Raw genomic sequence first — 16,161 nt, forward strand, 5'->3', positions numbered from 1 at the left:
TAAGAGGCTATCATGTTTGGGTTTTTGAAACGTCTGTTCGGCGGGGCGGATACGCCTGCGACGCCATCGCGCAGCATCGAAATCACCGCTGCCGACCTGCAATCCGCCGATACGCTTGGCCCGAAACTGGCACTGCTGGCGCAGGCGCGGGCGGGCGTGACCAGCGCCGAATATGACCCGGCGCGGCAAGTGCTGCTGATCGCGCAGGACAATGGCTTTCAGGCCAATATCGCACTGGATAATGCGCTGTCCGCGCTGCGCGGGCGCGATGCGCAGGGGCAGGCGGATTACATCGACAACCTGCTGACCCCGGTTCACAGCACCGAAACCACGGCCACCCGCTTGCTGCCGGTGCTGAAATCCGCTGATTTCCTTGCCAACGCCCGCACCCAACTGCGCGATATGGGCGTGCCTGACACCGAAATCACCGACAACTGGCACCGCGAGGTCGCACCGGGGCTGATCCTGCTGCTGGCGCAGGACAGCCCGCAGCAAATCCGGCTGCTGATGCCGGATGATGTAACAGAACTTGGGCAGGACGATGCTGCGCTGCTGAAACAGGCGGTCGATAACCTGTCGCTTTACGCGCAAGAGGTCGGGATCAATCTGGCCGAGCAGCCCTCGGGCGCGGTGCATCAGGTGCAGATGGACGAAAACTACGATGCCAGCCTGTTCTTTGCCGATCATTTCTGGTCTGCCGTGGCCGAGGATATGCAGGCCACCCGTCTGGCAGCCCTGTTCGCCGCACGGAATCTGGTGATGGTCGGCGATGCCGGCCGCCCCGAAGCTGTCGCAGAACTGCGCCAGATCGGCACCGCCCTGCCCGCAGACCTGCCCTATGCCATCGCACCGGGCCAGCTTTACCAATGGCAGGGTCAGGGCTGGACCGTCCTGCCCGCAACTTTACACTGACCAAAGGCCCCCATGTTTCAAAGTTTCGACCAGACCAGCACCCCCGCGGCCCATCTGCCCCGGCTGGAGGCCCTGCGCCATGAGTTGACCCGGCGCGGGCTGGATGGGTTCATCATCCCCCGCGCCGACGCGCATCAGGGCGAATATGTCGCCCCTGCCGATGCACGGCTGGCCTGGCTGACCGGCTTTACCGGCAGCGCAGGCTTTGCCATCGTGACGCAAGACCGCGCCGGGGTGTTCATCGACGGGCGCTACCGCGTGCAGGTCAAGGCCGAAACCGACCCTTCGGCGTTCCAGCCGGTGCCATGGCCGGAAACTAAACCCGCCGACTGGCTGGCAGAAGCCCTGCCGAACGGCGGGCGCGTGGGTTTCGACCCGTGGCTGCACACGCATCAGGATATTTCCGCGCTGGAAACCGCGCTGGAGGCGCAAAACATCGCGCTTGTGGCCGAGCCTGCCAACCCGGTCGATGCGATCTGGCCCGACCGCCCTGCCCCTCCCGTCGGGCTGGCGCGGCTGCACCCGGATGCGCTGGCGGGGGCCTCGGCTGCGGAAAAGCGCGACCGCATCGCCGCCGATCTGCGTCAGGCCGGACAGGCCGCCGCTGTGCTGACCTTGCCCGATTCGATTGCGTGGCTGCTGAACATTCGCGGGGCCGACATCCCGCGCAACCCGATCCTGCAAGCCTTCGCCGTGATCGAGGACAACGCCCGCGTCACCCTGTTCACCGACCCGGCCAAGTTCAGCCCCGAGGTTCGCGCCGCCCTTGGCAATCAGGTCACGATCCTGCCCGGCGACGGCTTCACCCCCGCTCTGGCCGCGCTGAGCGGCCCGGTGCGCGTTGACCCGGCCAGCGCCCCGCAGCAAGTGTTTCACCTGCTGGAACAGGTCGGCACCGCGATCAGCAAGGCCCCCGACCCGGTGATCTTGCCGAAAACCTGCAAGACCCCTGCGGAAATCAAAGGGATGCAAGACGCCCATGCCCGCGACAGTGTGGCCATGGTGCGGCTTCTGGCATGGCTGGACCGGCAACCAGCAGGCAGCCTGACCGAGATCGACGTGGTGCAACGGCTGGAGGCCCTGCGGGCGGAACAGGGGATTGCAGACATCAGCTTTGACACCATCTGCGGGACCGGCCCGAACGGGGCCATCGTGCATTATCGCGTGTCCAGGGCCAGCAACCGCCAGATTGCCGAAGGCGACCTGCTGTTGCTTGATTCCGGCGGGCAGTATGCAGACGGCACCACCGACATCACCCGCACCATCGCTATCGGCACCGTAGACCCGGCGGTGCGCGCGCCCTTTACCCGCGTGCTGCAAGGCATGATCGGCATTAGCCGCCTGCGCTTTCCACAAGGGCTGGCGGGGCGCGACATCGACGCGATTGCCCGCGCACCGCTGTGGATGGCGGGGCAGGATTACGACCACGGCACCGGCCACGGCGTCGGCGCGGCGCTCTGCGTTCACGAAGGCCCGGCGCGGATCAGCCGCGTTTCAGAAATCCCGCTGGCCCCCGGCATGATCCTGTCGAACGAGCCGGGCTATTACCGCGAAGGAGCCTTTGGTATCCGGCTGGAAAACCTGATCGTCACCGTTCAGGCCGAAGCAGAGCCGGGCCGCAAGATGCTCGGTTTCCAGACCCTGACCTTTGCCCCCATTGACCGCCGCCTGATCGACGCGGCGGCACTGTCACGGGACGAGCGCGACTGGCTGAACGCCTATCATGCGGATTGCCGCGCACGCATCGCGCCGCATCTGGATCAGGCCGATGCAGCATGGCTGGAGCAAGCGACGGCGGCCCTGTGATGGGCGTGTCGGGGCGGCGAATACGGCAGCGCCGCCCCTGACACATGACGGCCCCAGAGAACCCCAAGTGACAGACCCCCAAACGACACGGGCAACCGCTTTTGCCCCGTTACCGCAGCTTGCGCCCGACAGATCAGCGCACCGCTGAGGTCAGAGGACGGCACCGCATGGCAAGAGCGTAAACGGCGCGGTTAACACGCGCCGCCGCCCCGTTGCGGCTTGGACAATCAGCCCACACCGCAGATCACCCTTCGCGACCTGCCCGACATCCGCATCCCGGAATCCGGGCGCGGATCACCTTGCCAGCTTACATCATCCCCGGCACGACCAGATCCGGCGGCCGGTGGCCGTCGGCAAATGTCTTGATATTGATGATAACTTTTTCACCCATTTCAGTGCGGCCCTCGACCGTGGCGCTGCCCATATGCGGCAGCAAGACGACATTGGGCAGTTCGCGCAGGCGCGGGTTGATCTCATGCCCATGCTCGAACACATCCAGCCCCGCGCCCGCGATTTCGCCCGCCCGCAGCATCCGGGTCAGGGCGTTTTCGTCGATCACCTCGCCACGCGACGTGTTCACCACCACCGCCGAAGGTTTCAGCAGCTTCAGCCGCCGCGCGTTCAGCAGGTGAAAGGTGCTTGGTGTATGCGGGGCGTTCACGCTGATAATATCCATACGCGCCAGCATTTGATCCAGACTTTCCCAATAGGTCGCCTGCAACTCATCCTCGATCTCGGGGCGCAGGCGCTTGCGGTTGTGGTAATGCACCTGCATCCCGAAGGCCGCCGCACGGCGGGCCACCGCCTGCCCGATCCGGCCCATGCCCAAAATCCCCAAACACCGCCCACCGACGCGCCCGCCAAGATGCGAGGTCGGAGACCAGCCCTGCCAGCGCCCGGCCTGCATCTCGGCCAGCCCCTCGGGGATGCGCCGGGTCACGGCCAGAATCAGCGCCATTGTCATGTCAGCCGTATCCTCGGTCACGACATCCGGGGTGTTGCTGACCAGAACCCCGCGCTGGCGGGCGCTGGCCACGTCGATATGATCGACCCCGGCACCGAAATTGGCGATCAGCTTTAACCGCTCACCCGCCTGCGCCAGCATGTTTGCGTCGATCTGATCTGTCACGGTCGGCACCAGCACATCGCAATCACGCATCATCGCCACCAGTTCATCGCGCGACAGTTTGCGATCATCGTCGCGCAAAACCACATCGAACAGCTCTTTCATGCGCGTTTCGACCGCCTCAGGCAGACGGCGGGTCACACAAACGCGCAGGCGCTGGCGGGGGTTTATGGCGGGCATGGCATCCTCCTCTTCCATTCGGGGGCGGTTTTATGGCAAACTGCCCGCTGCAAGGGGCAGGCACAAGACCCCGTTTGGACGCAGGATAGCAGATGACCCACCGTTTCCGCTTTATCGCGGTGCTGGCGCTTGCGCTGGTGATATTCGGCCCCACCGCAGGGGCGCAGACATTGACCGTGACCGAGGATCAGATGGACGAGGCCCGCCGGATTCTGGCGGAACAACAGCCCATGACCCGACAGGGCGACCAACCCGACCCCAGCCGTGGCCCGATCACCAACCTGCCGCTGCCGCGCTATGTCAGCCTGAAAGGGTCAGAAGGCAACGCCCGGCGTGGTCCCAGCCTGTCACATCGCATCGACTGGGTGTTTCGCCATTCCGGGATGCCCTTGCAGGTGATCGCAGAGTTCGGCCATTGGCGGCGCGTCATCGATCAGGATGGGCAAGGCGGCTGGGTGCATTACGCCCTGTTGTCAGGTGTGCGCACCGTGGTCGTAACCACCGATATGGCCGACCTGTATTCCCGCCCCCGCGATGGCGCCAGCGTCATTGCCCGCGCCGAAGCGGGCGCCGTCATGCGCCTTGGCGAGTGCCAGCCCGAGTTCTGCCGCGTCTCTGGCAGCGGCGAGTCAGGGTGGATGCGCAAGACGACCATCTGGGGCGTGGACATGGACGAGATCCGCAAGTGACCAGCCCCTTGGCGCGGCCCCGGCTGGCACCACGCCTTGAGGCCGGCCGGAGCCACACCACGGCAACCACAACAGCAGCCAAAGCCCGGTCAGCAAGCCGAAAATCTGCATAAATCCCCCATGTTGCCCAAAAGAATCACTCTTGTTCGGGCAACATGGCAGGAAAACCTTCACAAAAGCCTAACGCCGAACATTTTTCTGTCCGATCAGGCCAGCCCGCGACCTTTCAGCAGCGGCCCGACCCCCGGCATTGCGCCCCGGAACCGCAGCCACAGCTCATCCGCCGGGGCCGCGCCGCCTTGCGACAGGATTGTGGCACGCAGGCGTTCAGACGTGGCAGGATCGAAAATATCGCCGCTTTCCTCGAAGGCCGCGAAAGCATCGGCGTCCATCACCTCGGACCACATATAGCTGTAATAGCCCGCCGAATAACCATCACTGGAAAAAGCATGTGCAAAATGCGGCGTGGCGTGGCGCATCGGCACGGCGGCAGGTGCATCCAGCGCGGTCAGGACGGCATCCGTCGCGGCCATCGCATCCGCTGCGGGCGCACCGCGATGCAAGGCCAGATCGACCAGCGCCGATTGCAGATATTCCAGCGTCGCAAAGCCCGCATCAGCCTTGCCCGCCGCCAGCATCTTGTCGCGCAGATCGGCTGACAGGGTCGCACCCGTCTCTGTATGGCGGGCATGTGCGTCCAGAACCTCGGGCTGTTCAGCCCAATGTTCCAACAACTGACTGGGCAGCTCGACGAAATCCCGCGCAACGGAAGTGCCTGAAATCGAAGGATATGTCACATCAGACAACATCTGATGCAGGGCGTGGCCAAACTCGTGAAACAAGGTGCGCACATCGTCCCAGCCCAACAGCGCCGCTGCACCTGCCTCGGCGGGCGGGGTGAAATTGCACACATTCACCACGATCGGCTGCTGCCCCGCGCCCATGCCATGCTGCGATTGCAGCGCTGAACACCACGCGCCCGACCGCTTGCCCGACCGCGCGAAATAATCGCCCAAAAATACCGCGATTTGCTGGCCGTCGCGCAGCACCCGCCAAGCCCGCACATCAGGGTACCACAAGGGGGCCTCGAACGGCTCCACGCTCAGGCCGAACAGGCGATGCGCCACGTCAAACACCGCGCCCAGCATCGCATCCAGCGAGAAATAGGGGCGCAGCCCGGCCTCGTCCAACTGATGCGCGGCGGCCCGGCGACGGGCGGCATAGTGGCGCCAGTCCCACGCCTGAACGCCGTCATTCACACCATCATCGCGGGCCAGATCCTCCAGCGCGGCCTGATCTGCCGCCACACGGGCGCGGGCCGGGGTCCAGACCTGTTCCAGCAAATCCTGAACCCGCTCGGCGCTGCCCGCCATCTCGGTTTCCAGCTTGAAAGCGGCGAAATCCGCATAGCCCAGCATCCGGGCGCGTTCATGGCGCAGGGCCAGAATCTCGGCAATCAGCGGGCGATTGTCGGTTTCCGCCCCGCCTGCGCCCGCACCTGAGCCGCGCGCGGCCCATGCCTCTTGCCCGGCGCGGCGCAGATCGCGGCGGGTGGATTGTTCCAGAAACGGCACAATCAGGCTGCGGTTCAGCGTCAGCACCTGCCCCGGCAGGCCCCGGTCCCGTGCGGCGGCCTGCATATCCGCGACCAGCGCAGGCGACAGCCCCGCCAGCCCGTCATCCGGGATCGGCATGAGGAAATCGCGTTCATCCCGCAGGACATTCTGCGAAAACGCCGTATAGAGCGCCGCCAGCCGTTGCATGATCGCGGACAGCCGGTCGCGCCCCACAGCGTCCAGTCCCGCACCCGAGCGCCGCAGCCCGCGCAGCGCCAGTTCCGCAATGCGCAGATCCTGCCCGGTCAGCCCGCCCTGATCCAGCACCGCCTGAACCCGCACAAACAGACGTGGGTCGCTGCCGATTTTGGCCCCATGCGCAGCCAGTTTCGGGGCGAGGTCACGCTGCAACGCCTCTCGGGCCGGGTTGGAATCCACGGCAGACAGGGTGAAAAACACCGCCGCCACGCGGTCCAGCGCCTCATCTGCGGTTTCCATCGCCGCAATGGTATTGGCGAAACTGGCGGGTTCGGGATTGGTGGCAATTGCCTCCCATGCGGCCTCGGATTCCGCCAGCGCGGCAGTAAAGGCCGGGGCAAAATCAGCATCGGAAATCAGGTCGAAACGCGGCAGGCCCTGAGGGCCGCTCCAATGGGTCAGTTCGCGGTTCATGGGTGGTCCTTTCCACAGACGGGACAGTTCGGGTTTCGGGTCAGGCGCATCAGCCGGGTTTGCGTCTGAAGCCCGTCGAAAATCAGCATCCGCCCGCGCAGGTCACGCCCCGCGCCGGTCAGGGTCTTGATTGCCTCCAGCGCCATCAGGCTGCCGATCACACCGGGCAAGGCACCGATCACCCCGGCTTCGGCGCAAGGCAAAACGGTGCCGGGCGCGGGGGCCTGAGGGAAAATGCAGGCCATGCAGGGGGCATCGCGGGCAGGATCATAGAGCGTGACCTGCCCCTCCCATTGCGCCATAGCCCCGGCCAGCAGCGGCACGCGGGCAGCCACGCAGGCGGCGTTGATCGCCGCGCGCCCGGCGAAACTGTCGGTGCCGTCGATCACCAGATCAAAGCCCGAAAGGAAATCCACATCGCCCGCCCCGATCCGGCGCGGCAAGGGCGTCACGGTGATGTCGGGGTTCAGCGCCGCCAGCCGTGCCGCCCCCGCCTGCGCCTTGGGCTGGCCGGTCTGATCGGTCTGGAACAAAATCTGGCGTTGCAGGTTCGACAGGCTGACCGCATCATCATCGGCCAGCGTGATCCGCCCCACCCCCGCCGCCGCCAGATACAGCGCCACGGGTGAACCAAGCCCTCCCGCGCCAATCACCAGCACCTGCGCCCGTTTCAGCGCCCGCTGCCCCTGCCCGCCGATTTCGCGCAGGGTGATATGGCGGGCATAGCGGTCCAGCTCGGTATCTGTCAGTCGCGCATCAGGGTCAAAGCCCGTCGGGGCAACCGCAGGCAGCGGGATCGCATGGCGATGCGCCAGCCCGATCAGCAGGCGATATCCCACCAGCAGCGCCCCTGCGCCGCCAAGCACCAACCACAGCCGCAAATCGCCGCCTTGGGCCGCAATCACGCCGCCCACAGCCGCCCACAGCCCGGTCAGCGCCGCCAGCCGCATGGGCAGCCGCCAGCCCAACAGGCCCGACCCGATCCACAGCGCCAACAGTGCAAGCAGAACCAGCAGGACCATGCCTCACCCCCGCCCGGTCGAGCCAAACCCGCCCGCGCCCCGCGCCGTCTGGTCCAGCGCCCCGACCAGATCGAACCCGGCCGGCACCACCGGGGCGACAACCATCTGCGCGATCCGCTCGCCATGGGTGACGGTGAAGGGCTGGTCGCCAAGGTTGATCAGCACCACCCCGACCGGGCCGCGATAGTCGCTGTCGATGGTGCCGGGCGTGTTCAGCACCGTAACCCCATGTTTCAGCGCCAGACCGCTGCGCGGACGGACCTGCACCTCATATCCCGCCGGAATCGCCATGCGCAGCCCGGTCGGGACCAGCGCCCGTGCGCCGGGGGCCAGCACCACCGGCCCATCGGGCAGTTGCGCCCGTATATCGGCCCCTGCAGCGCCTGCGGTGGCATATTCGGGCAAGCCAATCGCCGGATCGGCCCAATCTTCGCGCTGAATCAAAATCTGAACCATGGCGGCATCCTTGAACATGAAAACGGGCCGCGCAAGGGCGGCCCGCATCGCAACCGAATCGCTGGCGCAGGTTTAGCGCGGCGCGATCATCATCACCATCTGGCGGCCTTCCAGCTTGGGCATGGATTCGACCTTTCCGGCCTCGCCCACGTCGTCCTTGACGCGGTTCAGCAGATCGACGCCAAGATCCTGGTGCGCCATCTCGCGGCCACGAAAACGTAGGGTGACTTTCACCTTATCGCCATCCTCAAGAAAGCGCATGACGTTGCGCATCTTGACTTCGTAATCATGGGTATCAGTCCCCGGACGGAACTTCACCTCTTTGATTTCGATGATTTTTTGCTTTTTGCGGGCCTCGGCTTCGCGCTTTTGCTGTTCGTATTTGAACTTGCCAAGGTCCATGATCTTGCACACGGGCGGGGTGGCGTTGGGCGAGATTTCGACCAGATCCAGCCCTGCCTCAATCGCCATCTCCAGCCCACGGGCGGGCGAGACGACGCCGACGTTTTCCCCTTCGGGACCAATCAGGCGAATTTCAGCAACACGGATGCGTTCATTGACGCGCGGGCCGGTGTCACGGGTCGGCGGCGCGTGGTGGGGTCTGCGGGCTATGGCGTTACTCCTTTTATAGCCGGTGCTTTAAGCTGGAATAAAATACGCGCTTATACTCGGATTTTCAACCGCCAAGCCGCAGGCAAAACGGCTTTTCGCCGGGGCGCGGGCGTGGCATAGAGCAGGCAACCGTAATAACAGACCCGTTCCAATGCTGAAACGCGCCGCCCTGATCCTGCCTTTGCTGATTGCTGCCATGGCGGCAGGCTGGTGGCTGGCCGGAGGCGACATGACCCGGCTGCGGGCGCTGTTGCCCTTCCTGCCTGCGCAGACGGCCCCCGACATCCGCGCGGATGAGCCACGCCCTCTGCCCCGGCCTGCACCACCCGCGCCGCCAGAACCTTCGCCTGCGGAACCCTCGCCTGCGGAACAGGCGGCTGCAGCCGCCGATGCCGCCATCCGCGCCAGCGATGCCGCCCCCGCGCAGGTCACGCCGCCCGCCCCGGCCGCAACCGGCGATGCCGCCGCAGATCGCGCACAGGACGCCGCCGAAGCCGCCATTGCCGAAGCCAACCGCAGCGCCGTTTCCGCCGCGCAATCGGTGGCAGCGGCAACCACGCCCCGAGGCTTCGATCCCGCGCCGCTTTTGGCCCGCATCAATGCCGCCGATCTGCCCGAAGCGCAAAAACAGATCCTGACGACGCTGCTGGACACCGCCGCCAGCGATCCCGCCCGCCTGCCCGCCGCCCTGACCCGCATCGAGGAAATGCTGCAATGACCCATCCCGCGCTGAACGCATGGCTGAACAGCAACCCCGAAGTGCTGGCCAAAGGGCCGCTGGCCATCCTGCTGTTTGAAGATGAGGTCGAGACCATCTCGACGCTGGATCACCACCTGCGCAACGGTTTCCGCCACATTCTTGCGCTGTCGCCGCAACCGCTGGACATCCCCGAAACGCTGCAAGCCAAGGTCACGAACCTGCAATATGACACCCGCCGCCCGGCGTCTCATGTCGATGCGATCAATGCGATCAACGACGCCGTGCCTGCCGGAACGTGGTTGTTTTATGCCTATAACGCCGAATATCTGTTCTTTCCCTTTTCGGAAACGCGGACCGTGGGCGAGATGCTGACCTTTCACACCGAGGAACGCCGCCCGGCGATGCTGGCCTATGTGGTGGACCTTTACGCCCGCGACCTGACCGCCGCCCCCGATGCCGTCAGCCTGACCGATGCCATGTTCGACCGCACCGGCTATTTCGCGCTGGGCCGCAAGAACCATGACGGTCACGACATGGAACGCCAGCTTGATTTCTTTGGCGGCCTGCGCTGGCGGTTCGAGGAATACCTGCCCGTTGACCGCCGCCGCATCGACCGCATCGCGCTGTTCCGCAGCGCCAAGGGACTGCGGGTGACGCCGGATCACCGCTTCAGCATCGAAGAATACAACACCTATGCCTGCCCCTGGCACCACAACCTGACCGCTGCGATTGCATCGTTCCGGGTGGCCAAGGCGCTGGTGCGCAACCCCGGTTCGCGTGACGAGATCAGCGATTTCACCTGGCGCAACGCACATCCGTTCCGCTGGAACGCGCATCAGCTTATGGAACTTGGCCTGATGGAGCCGGGCCAGTGGTTCTGAGAGAAAGGGCGGGGAAAACCCGCCCTTTGGCTTTTATTGCGCCGCTTTTTCGGCGGCCTCTGCCTCGGTCCGCGCCTTGACCTGCGCGGCCTGCCAATCGGCGATCGGCTTGAACGGGCCGTATTTGTGCTGCTCAGCGGGGAAATCACCGGCCCATGGCGCAAAGGGCATATCCGGGGCCTTGCGCAGCAGGTCAGGGAAATCATTCTCCATCCCCGCCTTGCTGCCCCGCGGCAATGAGGACAGATAGGCCGCCACATCATAAGCCTGATCTTCGTCCAGTTGCCGCGCGGTATAATCCGCCCCTTGCGGCATATTGTTCAGGATAAAGCGGTAAGCCATCAGCACGCGATACATGCCCGCGCCGTCGTTATAGCTGTCATCCCCCATGACCGCCGGGTAAAGATAGCCTTGTGCATCACCCGCCTCGCCGTTGCGCTGACCCAAACCATCTTCACCATGACAGACGGCGCATTGCTCGTCATAGACCAGCTTGCCCGCGACAGGATCGGCGGCGCGGTCAGGTGCGGCGACGCGCTCGACACCCGATCCCTTGACCGTCGCACCGACCGGAATCCCGCGCGACAGGAAATGGATATAGGCCGTAAACCCGCGCATTTCCGGGCTGTCCAGCGGCAGAGGCTTCCCCGCCATCGACCGCTCCATGCAGCCGTTCACACGTTCCTCGACCGATTGCAGCGTATTCTCTCGCGCACGATATTGCGGGAATACGGCCGTAACCCCGGTCCATGGCATCGCATAGGGCTTGGTGGCATTGTCCTGATGGCAACTGGTGCAGGCCAGATTGTTCCCGGCATAGCGCATCGCCGGGTCTGCGACCTCGGGGCCGATATGGGCGTAAGTCTCGGTCGCAAGCTGAAAGCCATAGCGCACCAGCCGCCCATAATCATCATCGGGCAGATCGTCGATATTGCCGGTTTGCCAGGTGGTCAGATCAACCTCCGGCGCGTCCTGCGCCAGCCCCGCAACGGGGGCAAGAATCAATGCCGCCGCACATAGGCAGGGCGAAGATATGGAACGAAGCGACATGGTTTTCCCTCTTTGGCTGGACAATCGTCTGGCATAGGCGGCGGCACAATCAGCACTACACATTCACATTATAGCATGAATATGCCTATAAAGCATGATACAGATCAAACCCCTGCAGGTTCCGCGCCCTTGCGCGAACGCAGGCCCGAATGTTAGACGCAAGGTCAACATCACATTTGGCAGAGCGCCGGTCTCTGCCCCGAAGGACAAAGCAGGCCAAGCCATGACCGCCATGACCAAGACTTCCTTTAACCGTGACGATCTGCTGGCCTGCGCCCGTGGCGAACTGTTCGGCCCCGGCAATGCGCAACTGCCCGAACCGCCGATGCTGATGATGGACCGCATCACCGATATTTCGCAGGATGGCGGGCTGCACGGCAAGGGGCATGTCGTGGCCGAATTCGACATCAACCCGGACCTGTGGTTCTTTCCCTGCCATTTCCCCGGCAACCCGATCATGCCCGGCTGTCTTGGCCTTGACGGGCTGTGGCAACTGACCGGGTTCAACCTTGGCTGGCGCGGCTGGACCGGGCGCGGCTATGCGCTTGGCGTGGGCGAGGTCAAGCTGACCGGCATGGTCCGCCCCGACCGCAAGATGCTGACCTATAAGGTGGATTTCACCAAGGCCGTGCAGACCCGCCGCCTGACCATGGGTGTGGCCGATGGCATCGTCGAAGCCGATGGCGAGGTGATCTATCAGGTCAAGGACATGAAAGTGGCGCTGTCGGAAAGCTGACACCTGCCGCCGGGCATAAGGGGCCGGATTGCGCATCAGACTTGTGCCAAACCCGCCCTGCCACTAACTTTCGAACAGGCCCTAAAGGGGCAAACTCAGGCAAAGGAAACTGCCATGCGTCGCGTTGTCATCACCGGGTTGGGGGTCGTCTCGCCCATCGGCAATAATGCTGCCGAGGTCACGGAAAGCCTGCGCGCGGGGCGCTCGGGCATCGTTTTTGCCCCGGAATATGCCGAAAAAGGCTTCCGCAGTCAGGTTCACGGAATGCCGCAGATCGTGCTGGAAGACCACATCGACAAGCGCGACCTGCGCTTCATGGGACCGGGCGCAGCCTATAATTTCATCGCCATGGAACAGGCGATCAAGGACAGCGGGCTTGACGGAACCGACGTGTCCAACCCGCGCACCGGGCTGATCATGGGGTCGGGCGGGCCGTCCACCAGCAACTTTTTCAACGCGCATCAGATCGTGATTGAAAAGGGTGCGCCGAAACGCATGGGGCCGTTTATGGTGACGCGCTGCATGTCCTCGACCAACAGCGCCTGTCTGGCCACGCCGTTCAAGATCAAGGGCGTGAACTATTCCATCACCTCGGCCTGTTCGACCAGCGCCCATTGCATCGGCAATGGCGTGGAACAGATCCAGATGGGCAAGCAGGACATCGTATTCGCCGGCGGCGGCGAGGAACTGGACTGGACCCTTTCCTGCCTGTTCGATGCCATGGGCGCCATGTCGTCGAAATACAACGACACGCCGGAAACCGCATCGCGCCCCTATGACACAACCCGCGACGGGTTCGTGATCGCAGGCGGCGGCGGGGTCGTCGTGCTGGAGGAACTGTCGCACGCGCTGGCGCGTGGCGCGAAAATCTATGCCGAAGTGACCGGCTATGGCGCGACCTCGGACGGTTACGACATGGTTGCGCCCTCGGGCGAGGGCGGCGAACGCGCGATGCGTCTGGCGCTGGACACCCTGCCCGAAGGTCGGGCGATCAGCTATATCAACGCGCATGGCACCTCGACCCCGGTGGGTGACTTGGGCGAGGTTCAGGCCATCCGCCGCATCTTTGGCGAAGGCGCGACGCCGCCCATCGCCTCGACCAAATCGCTGACCGGCCACAGCCTTGGCGCGACCGGCGTGCATGAGGCGATTTATTCGCTGCTGATGATGGAAAACGGTTTCATTGCCGCATCGGCCAATGTCACCGAACTGGACCCCGACCTGAAGCCCGAAGAAATTGCGACCAGCCGCGTCGATGGCGTCGAGTTCGATTCGATCATGTCGAACAGCTTTGGCTTTGGCGGGACCAATGCTTCGCTGGTCATGTCAAAATACCGGGGTTGAAGATGTTGTTAAAAGGTAAACGTGGCCTGGTGATGGGGGTGGCGAATGACCGCTCGATCGCCTGGGGTATTGCCAAGGCGCTGGCCGATCAGGGCGCGGAACTGGCCTTTTCCTATCAGGGCGAGGCTTTCGGCAAACGGGTCGAACCGCTGGCCGCCGCTGCCGGGTCGGATTTCCTTCTGGATGTGGATGTGACCGATGATGCATCGCTGGATGCGGCTTTCGGCGCGATCAAGGAACGCTGGGGGCGGCTGGATTTCGTCGTTCACGCCATCGCTTTCAGCAACAAGGACGAGCTGACCGGCCGGTTCATGGACACCAGCCGCACGAACTTCAAACACAGCCTTGAGATTTCCTGCTATTCCCTGATCGAGGTTGCCCGCCGTGCGCACCCGCTGATGGCAGAAGGCGGCTCGATCCTGACCCTGACCTATGGCGGCTCGAACCGGGTGACGCCGTTCTATAACGTCATGGGCGTGGCCAAGGCGGCGCTGGAATCGGCGGTGCGTTATCTGGCCAATGATCTTGGCCCGGACGGGATCCGCGTGAACGCGATTTCGCCGGGGCCGATGAAAACCCTTGCCGGGGCAGCCATCGGCGGCGCACGCAAGACCTTTCGCCATACCGAGGCGAACGCGCCGCTGCGCGCCAATGCCACGCTGGAGGCCATCGGCGGCACGGCCGTCTGGTTGACCAGCGACTGGGGCGCCTGCACCACCGGCGAGGTGGTGATGGTGGACGGCGGCTATCACGTCCTTGGGATGCCACAGAGCGAGAACCTGTAACGCAGGACCGGGGCTCTGCCCCGGACCCCGGGATATTTAGGGACAAAAGATGGCACGCTTCTTCAATGCAGATGACGGGGCGCGGATCGCTTATGACGATCAGGGCGCGGGCTTGCCGGTTCTGTGCCTTGCCGGGCTGACCCGAACCATGGCCGATTTCGACTATCTTGCGCCGCATCTGGAGGGCGTGCGGCTGATCCGCATGGATTATCGCGGGCGCGGCCAGTCGGAACACACCGGCGGCGCGACCTATACCGTCCCGCGAGAGGCCCGCGATGTGGTGAACCTGCTGGATCATCTTGGGCTGGACCGGGTGGCGGTGCTTGGAACCTCTCGGGGCGGGCTGATCGGGTTGTTCATGGCGGCGACCGCGCGGGACCGGATGTCGGGTCTGTGCCTGAACGATGTCGGCCCGGTAATCCAGCGTGACGGGCTGGTGCGGATTTTCGACTATATCGGGCGCACCCCCTCGGGCCGGACGCTGGAGGAGGTGGCGCAACGGATGGCCGCTGCGAACCCCGGTTTCAGCAATGTGCCAGAGGGCCGCTGGCTGGAGGACGCCCGCCGCCATTTCGTGCAGACGCCCGAAGGGGTCAGGATCAACTATGACCCGGCGCTGCGCGATGCGTTTATCGCGGCTTTTGATGGTGAGGTGCCCGACCTTTGGCCCCTGTGGGACGCCACCGCCGGGATGCCGGTCGCGTTGATCCGGGGGGCGAACTCGGACCTGCTCGCGCCCGAGGCCGCGCAGGAAATGGCCCGTCGCCGCCCCGATCTGATCTTGGCCGAGGTGCCGGGCCGGGCGCATATCCCCTGGCTCGACGAGGCCGAGTCACTGGCGGCGATCCGCGACTGGCTAACAGCAATCCGGGCCAATTGACCCGCCTGCGCGACAATGGCAACCTGACTGGAAAGTATAAGCTGGACCCCGCTTTGAAACTGACGCTGCGACTGCTGATTACCGTCTGGATCCTGCTTGGCGCGGCCATGCTGGGACCACGACCGGATTTCACGCCCGCGCCGTCACATTCCAGTATCTCGGTTCTTGAGCTTGGCCAGAAGGCCATCGAAGCCCGCAGCCTGAACCTGCGCCTTTCCCTTGCCCGCTGGGACGGGGACAGCGGCCCGGCAATCCTGCCTGACTGGCCTGTTCCGATACAGCAAAGCCCGGCCCCGCGCCGTGTGGCGGCTCTGCCATTGCAACCGCGCGCCGGGCCTCTGGCCTTTGTGCGACCGCTGACACGAGGCCCGCCCCTGAACGTCTGACGCAAGCGCCCGGCTTGCCGGGCATGTGACGGATCAAACTCAGGACAAACCTATGAAACCTCAGAACTTTCGCCCGGATGTCGCGCATCCGGTTCCGCCCTTTGGCATGACCCCGGCAGCCGCCGGGCAGGTGCAGATGCCGGCGCAGCCGGTCACGCCCGCCACCAGCACCTGCCGCGATTGCGGAACCAGTATCCCGACCAGCGAAACGCAATGCGCCCTTTGCGCCCGCAAAGAGGGCAGCGGTAGCACCGGCGCAACCACGGCGCTGCATTGGCTGCTGTTTCTGGCGACCATGACCGCGCTGCTTGGCGGCGGCTGGATGCTGCAACATATGTGATCGCAACTTGTGACGCCGCGCATGGGCG

At 64.5% G+C, this 16,161-nt stretch carries 17 protein-coding genes; 11 read left to right on the forward strand and 6 right to left on the reverse strand.

Features of this window, described 5'->3' with window-relative positions; genetic code table 11:
- Positions 1–12: 12 nt before the first annotated feature.
- Together Q4G24_RS08075 and Q4G24_RS08080 are read left to right on the forward strand one after the other, a co-directional pair.
- Positions 13–912: a hypothetical protein gene (locus Q4G24_RS08075; protein ID WP_303366008.1), complete on the forward strand. Its 900-nt coding sequence runs from the start codon at positions 13–15 to the stop codon at positions 910–912.
- Between the two features lie 12 nt (positions 913–924).
- On the forward strand, positions 925–2,718 hold the full coding sequence (locus Q4G24_RS08080) for an aminopeptidase P family protein (protein WP_303366009.1): 1,794 nt from the start codon (positions 925–927) through the stop codon (positions 2,716–2,718).
- Positions 2,719–3,025: 307 nt separating this feature from the next.
- Here the strand turns inward: Q4G24_RS08080 and Q4G24_RS08085 are convergent, their stop codons facing one another.
- Entirely contained in the window at positions 3,026–4,024 is a 999-nt protein-coding gene (locus Q4G24_RS08085) for a D-glycerate dehydrogenase (RefSeq protein ID WP_303366010.1), read from the reverse strand.
- Between the two features lie 92 nt (positions 4,025–4,116).
- Between Q4G24_RS08085 and Q4G24_RS08090 the strand changes: the two genes are divergently transcribed.
- Positions 4,117–4,713, forward strand: coding sequence for an SH3 domain-containing protein (locus tag Q4G24_RS08090; protein WP_368660933.1), 597 nt, complete (start codon positions 4,117–4,119; stop codon positions 4,711–4,713).
- 206 nt (positions 4,714–4,919) lie between these two features.
- On the opposite strand, the gene Q4G24_RS08095 is transcribed toward Q4G24_RS08090, so the two are convergent.
- The 4 genes from Q4G24_RS08095 to infC form a co-directional block, all read right to left on the reverse strand.
- A complete protein-coding gene (locus Q4G24_RS08095; RefSeq protein ID WP_303366011.1) occupies positions 4,920–6,941 on the reverse strand; it encodes a M3 family metallopeptidase in 2,022 nt (673 codons plus the stop codon).
- The gene (locus tag Q4G24_RS08100) at positions 6,938–7,963 is read right to left on the reverse strand and encodes a molybdopterin-synthase adenylyltransferase MoeB (protein ID WP_303366012.1); all 1,026 of its coding nucleotides are present in this window, start codon (positions 7,961–7,963) and stop codon (positions 6,938–6,940) included. Before Q4G24_RS08100 ends, Q4G24_RS08095 begins: the two co-directional genes overlap by 4 nt.
- A 3-nt stretch (positions 7,964–7,966) precedes the next feature.
- A complete protein-coding gene (dut, locus tag Q4G24_RS08105; protein WP_303366013.1) occupies positions 7,967–8,419 on the reverse strand; it encodes a dUTP diphosphatase in 453 nt (150 codons plus the stop codon).
- Between the two features lie 72 nt (positions 8,420–8,491).
- Positions 8,492–9,031 (reverse strand): translation initiation factor IF-3, encoded by a 540-nt coding sequence (gene infC / locus Q4G24_RS08110; RefSeq protein ID WP_368660934.1) that lies wholly within the window; start codon positions 9,029–9,031, stop codon positions 8,492–8,494.
- Between the two features lie 151 nt (positions 9,032–9,182).
- Here infC and Q4G24_RS08115 point away from each other — a divergent pair, with 151 nt between their 5' ends.
- Positions 9,183–9,749 carry a hypothetical protein gene (locus Q4G24_RS08115; RefSeq protein ID WP_303366014.1) on the forward strand — a complete coding sequence of 189 codons (567 nt, stop codon included), beginning with the start codon at positions 9,183–9,185 and terminating at the stop codon, positions 9,747–9,749.
- The gene (locus tag Q4G24_RS08120) at positions 9,746–10,612 is read left to right on the forward strand and encodes a glycosyltransferase family 2 protein (RefSeq protein ID WP_303366015.1); all 867 of its coding nucleotides are present in this window, start codon (positions 9,746–9,748) and stop codon (positions 10,610–10,612) included. The genes Q4G24_RS08115 and Q4G24_RS08120 overlap by 4 nt, the downstream gene beginning before the upstream one ends.
- A gap of 33 nt (positions 10,613–10,645) precedes the next feature.
- Here the strand turns inward: Q4G24_RS08120 and Q4G24_RS08125 are convergent, their stop codons facing one another.
- Positions 10,646–11,662 (reverse strand): c-type cytochrome, encoded by a 1,017-nt coding sequence (locus Q4G24_RS08125; RefSeq protein ID WP_303366016.1) that lies wholly within the window; start codon positions 11,660–11,662, stop codon positions 10,646–10,648.
- Between the two features lie 232 nt (positions 11,663–11,894).
- Here Q4G24_RS08125 and fabA point away from each other — a divergent pair, with 232 nt between their 5' ends.
- The 6 genes from fabA to Q4G24_RS08155 all read left to right on the forward strand — a co-directional run bounded on the left by fabA (position 11,895) and on the right by Q4G24_RS08155 (position 16,133).
- A complete protein-coding gene (fabA, locus tag Q4G24_RS08130; RefSeq protein ID WP_303366017.1) occupies positions 11,895–12,398 on the forward strand; it encodes a bifunctional 3-hydroxydecanoyl-ACP dehydratase/trans-2-decenoyl-ACP isomerase in 504 nt (167 codons plus the stop codon).
- Between the two features lie 114 nt (positions 12,399–12,512).
- On the forward strand, positions 12,513–13,742 hold the full coding sequence (gene fabB / locus Q4G24_RS08135; protein ID WP_303366018.1) for a beta-ketoacyl-ACP synthase I: 1,230 nt from the start codon (positions 12,513–12,515) through the stop codon (positions 13,740–13,742).
- A complete protein-coding gene (locus Q4G24_RS08140) occupies positions 13,739–14,527 on the forward strand; it encodes an enoyl-ACP reductase (protein WP_303366019.1) in 789 nt (262 codons plus the stop codon). Before fabB ends, Q4G24_RS08140 begins: the two co-directional genes overlap by 4 nt.
- A 49-nt stretch (positions 14,528–14,576) precedes the next feature.
- Complete coding sequence (locus tag Q4G24_RS08145; protein ID WP_303366020.1) at positions 14,577–15,407, forward strand: alpha/beta fold hydrolase; 831 nt, start codon at positions 14,577–14,579, stop codon at positions 15,405–15,407.
- Complete coding sequence (locus Q4G24_RS08150; RefSeq protein ID WP_303366021.1) at positions 15,404–15,793, forward strand: hypothetical protein; 390 nt, start codon at positions 15,404–15,406, stop codon at positions 15,791–15,793. Before Q4G24_RS08145 ends, Q4G24_RS08150 begins: the two co-directional genes overlap by 4 nt.
- A gap of 52 nt (positions 15,794–15,845) precedes the next feature.
- The gene (locus Q4G24_RS08155; RefSeq protein WP_303366022.1) at positions 15,846–16,133 is read left to right on the forward strand and encodes a hypothetical protein; all 288 of its coding nucleotides are present in this window, start codon (positions 15,846–15,848) and stop codon (positions 16,131–16,133) included.
- Positions 16,134–16,161 lie beyond the last annotated feature (28 nt).

Source organism: Paracoccus sp. (in: a-proteobacteria) (assembly GCF_030538695.1).
Classification (GTDB): Bacteria; Pseudomonadota; Alphaproteobacteria; order Rhodobacterales; family Rhodobacteraceae; genus Paracoccus.

What these genes read in the sequence shown, in the direction of transcription:
- Q4G24_RS08075 (WP_303366008.1), top strand. Translation starts at nt 13, where the DNA reads ATGTTTGGGTTTTTGAAACGTCTGTTCGGCGGGGCGGATACGCCTGCG.
- Q4G24_RS08080 (WP_303366009.1), top strand. Translation starts at nt 925, where the DNA reads ATGTTTCAAAGTTTCGACCAGACCAGCACCCCCGCGGCCCATCTGCCC.
- Q4G24_RS08085 (WP_303366010.1), bottom strand. Translation starts at nt 4,024, where the DNA reads ATGCCCGCCATAAACCCCCGCCAGCGCCTGCGCGTTTGTGTGACCCGC.
- Q4G24_RS08090 (WP_368660933.1), top strand. Translation starts at nt 4,117, where the DNA reads ATGACCCACCGTTTCCGCTTTATCGCGGTGCTGGCGCTTGCGCTGGTG.
- Q4G24_RS08095 (WP_303366011.1), bottom strand. Translation starts at nt 6,941, where the DNA reads ATGAACCGCGAACTGACCCATTGGAGCGGCCCTCAGGGCCTGCCGCGT.
- Q4G24_RS08100 (WP_303366012.1), bottom strand. Translation starts at nt 7,963, where the DNA reads ATGGTCCTGCTGGTTCTGCTTGCACTGTTGGCGCTGTGGATCGGGTCG.
- dut (WP_303366013.1), bottom strand. Translation starts at nt 8,419, where the DNA reads ATGGTTCAGATTTTGATTCAGCGCGAAGATTGGGCCGATCCGGCGATT.
- Q4G24_RS08115 (WP_303366014.1), top strand. Translation starts at nt 9,183, where the DNA reads ATGCTGAAACGCGCCGCCCTGATCCTGCCTTTGCTGATTGCTGCCATG.
- Q4G24_RS08120 (WP_303366015.1), top strand. Translation starts at nt 9,746, where the DNA reads ATGACCCATCCCGCGCTGAACGCATGGCTGAACAGCAACCCCGAAGTG.
- Q4G24_RS08125 (WP_303366016.1), bottom strand. Translation starts at nt 11,662, where the DNA reads ATGTCGCTTCGTTCCATATCTTCGCCCTGCCTATGTGCGGCGGCATTG.
- fabA (WP_303366017.1), top strand. Translation starts at nt 11,895, where the DNA reads ATGACCAAGACTTCCTTTAACCGTGACGATCTGCTGGCCTGCGCCCGT.
- fabB (WP_303366018.1), top strand. Translation starts at nt 12,513, where the DNA reads ATGCGTCGCGTTGTCATCACCGGGTTGGGGGTCGTCTCGCCCATCGGC.
- Q4G24_RS08145 (WP_303366020.1), top strand. Translation starts at nt 14,577, where the DNA reads ATGGCACGCTTCTTCAATGCAGATGACGGGGCGCGGATCGCTTATGAC.
- Q4G24_RS08155 (WP_303366022.1), top strand. Translation starts at nt 15,846, where the DNA reads ATGAAACCTCAGAACTTTCGCCCGGATGTCGCGCATCCGGTTCCGCCC.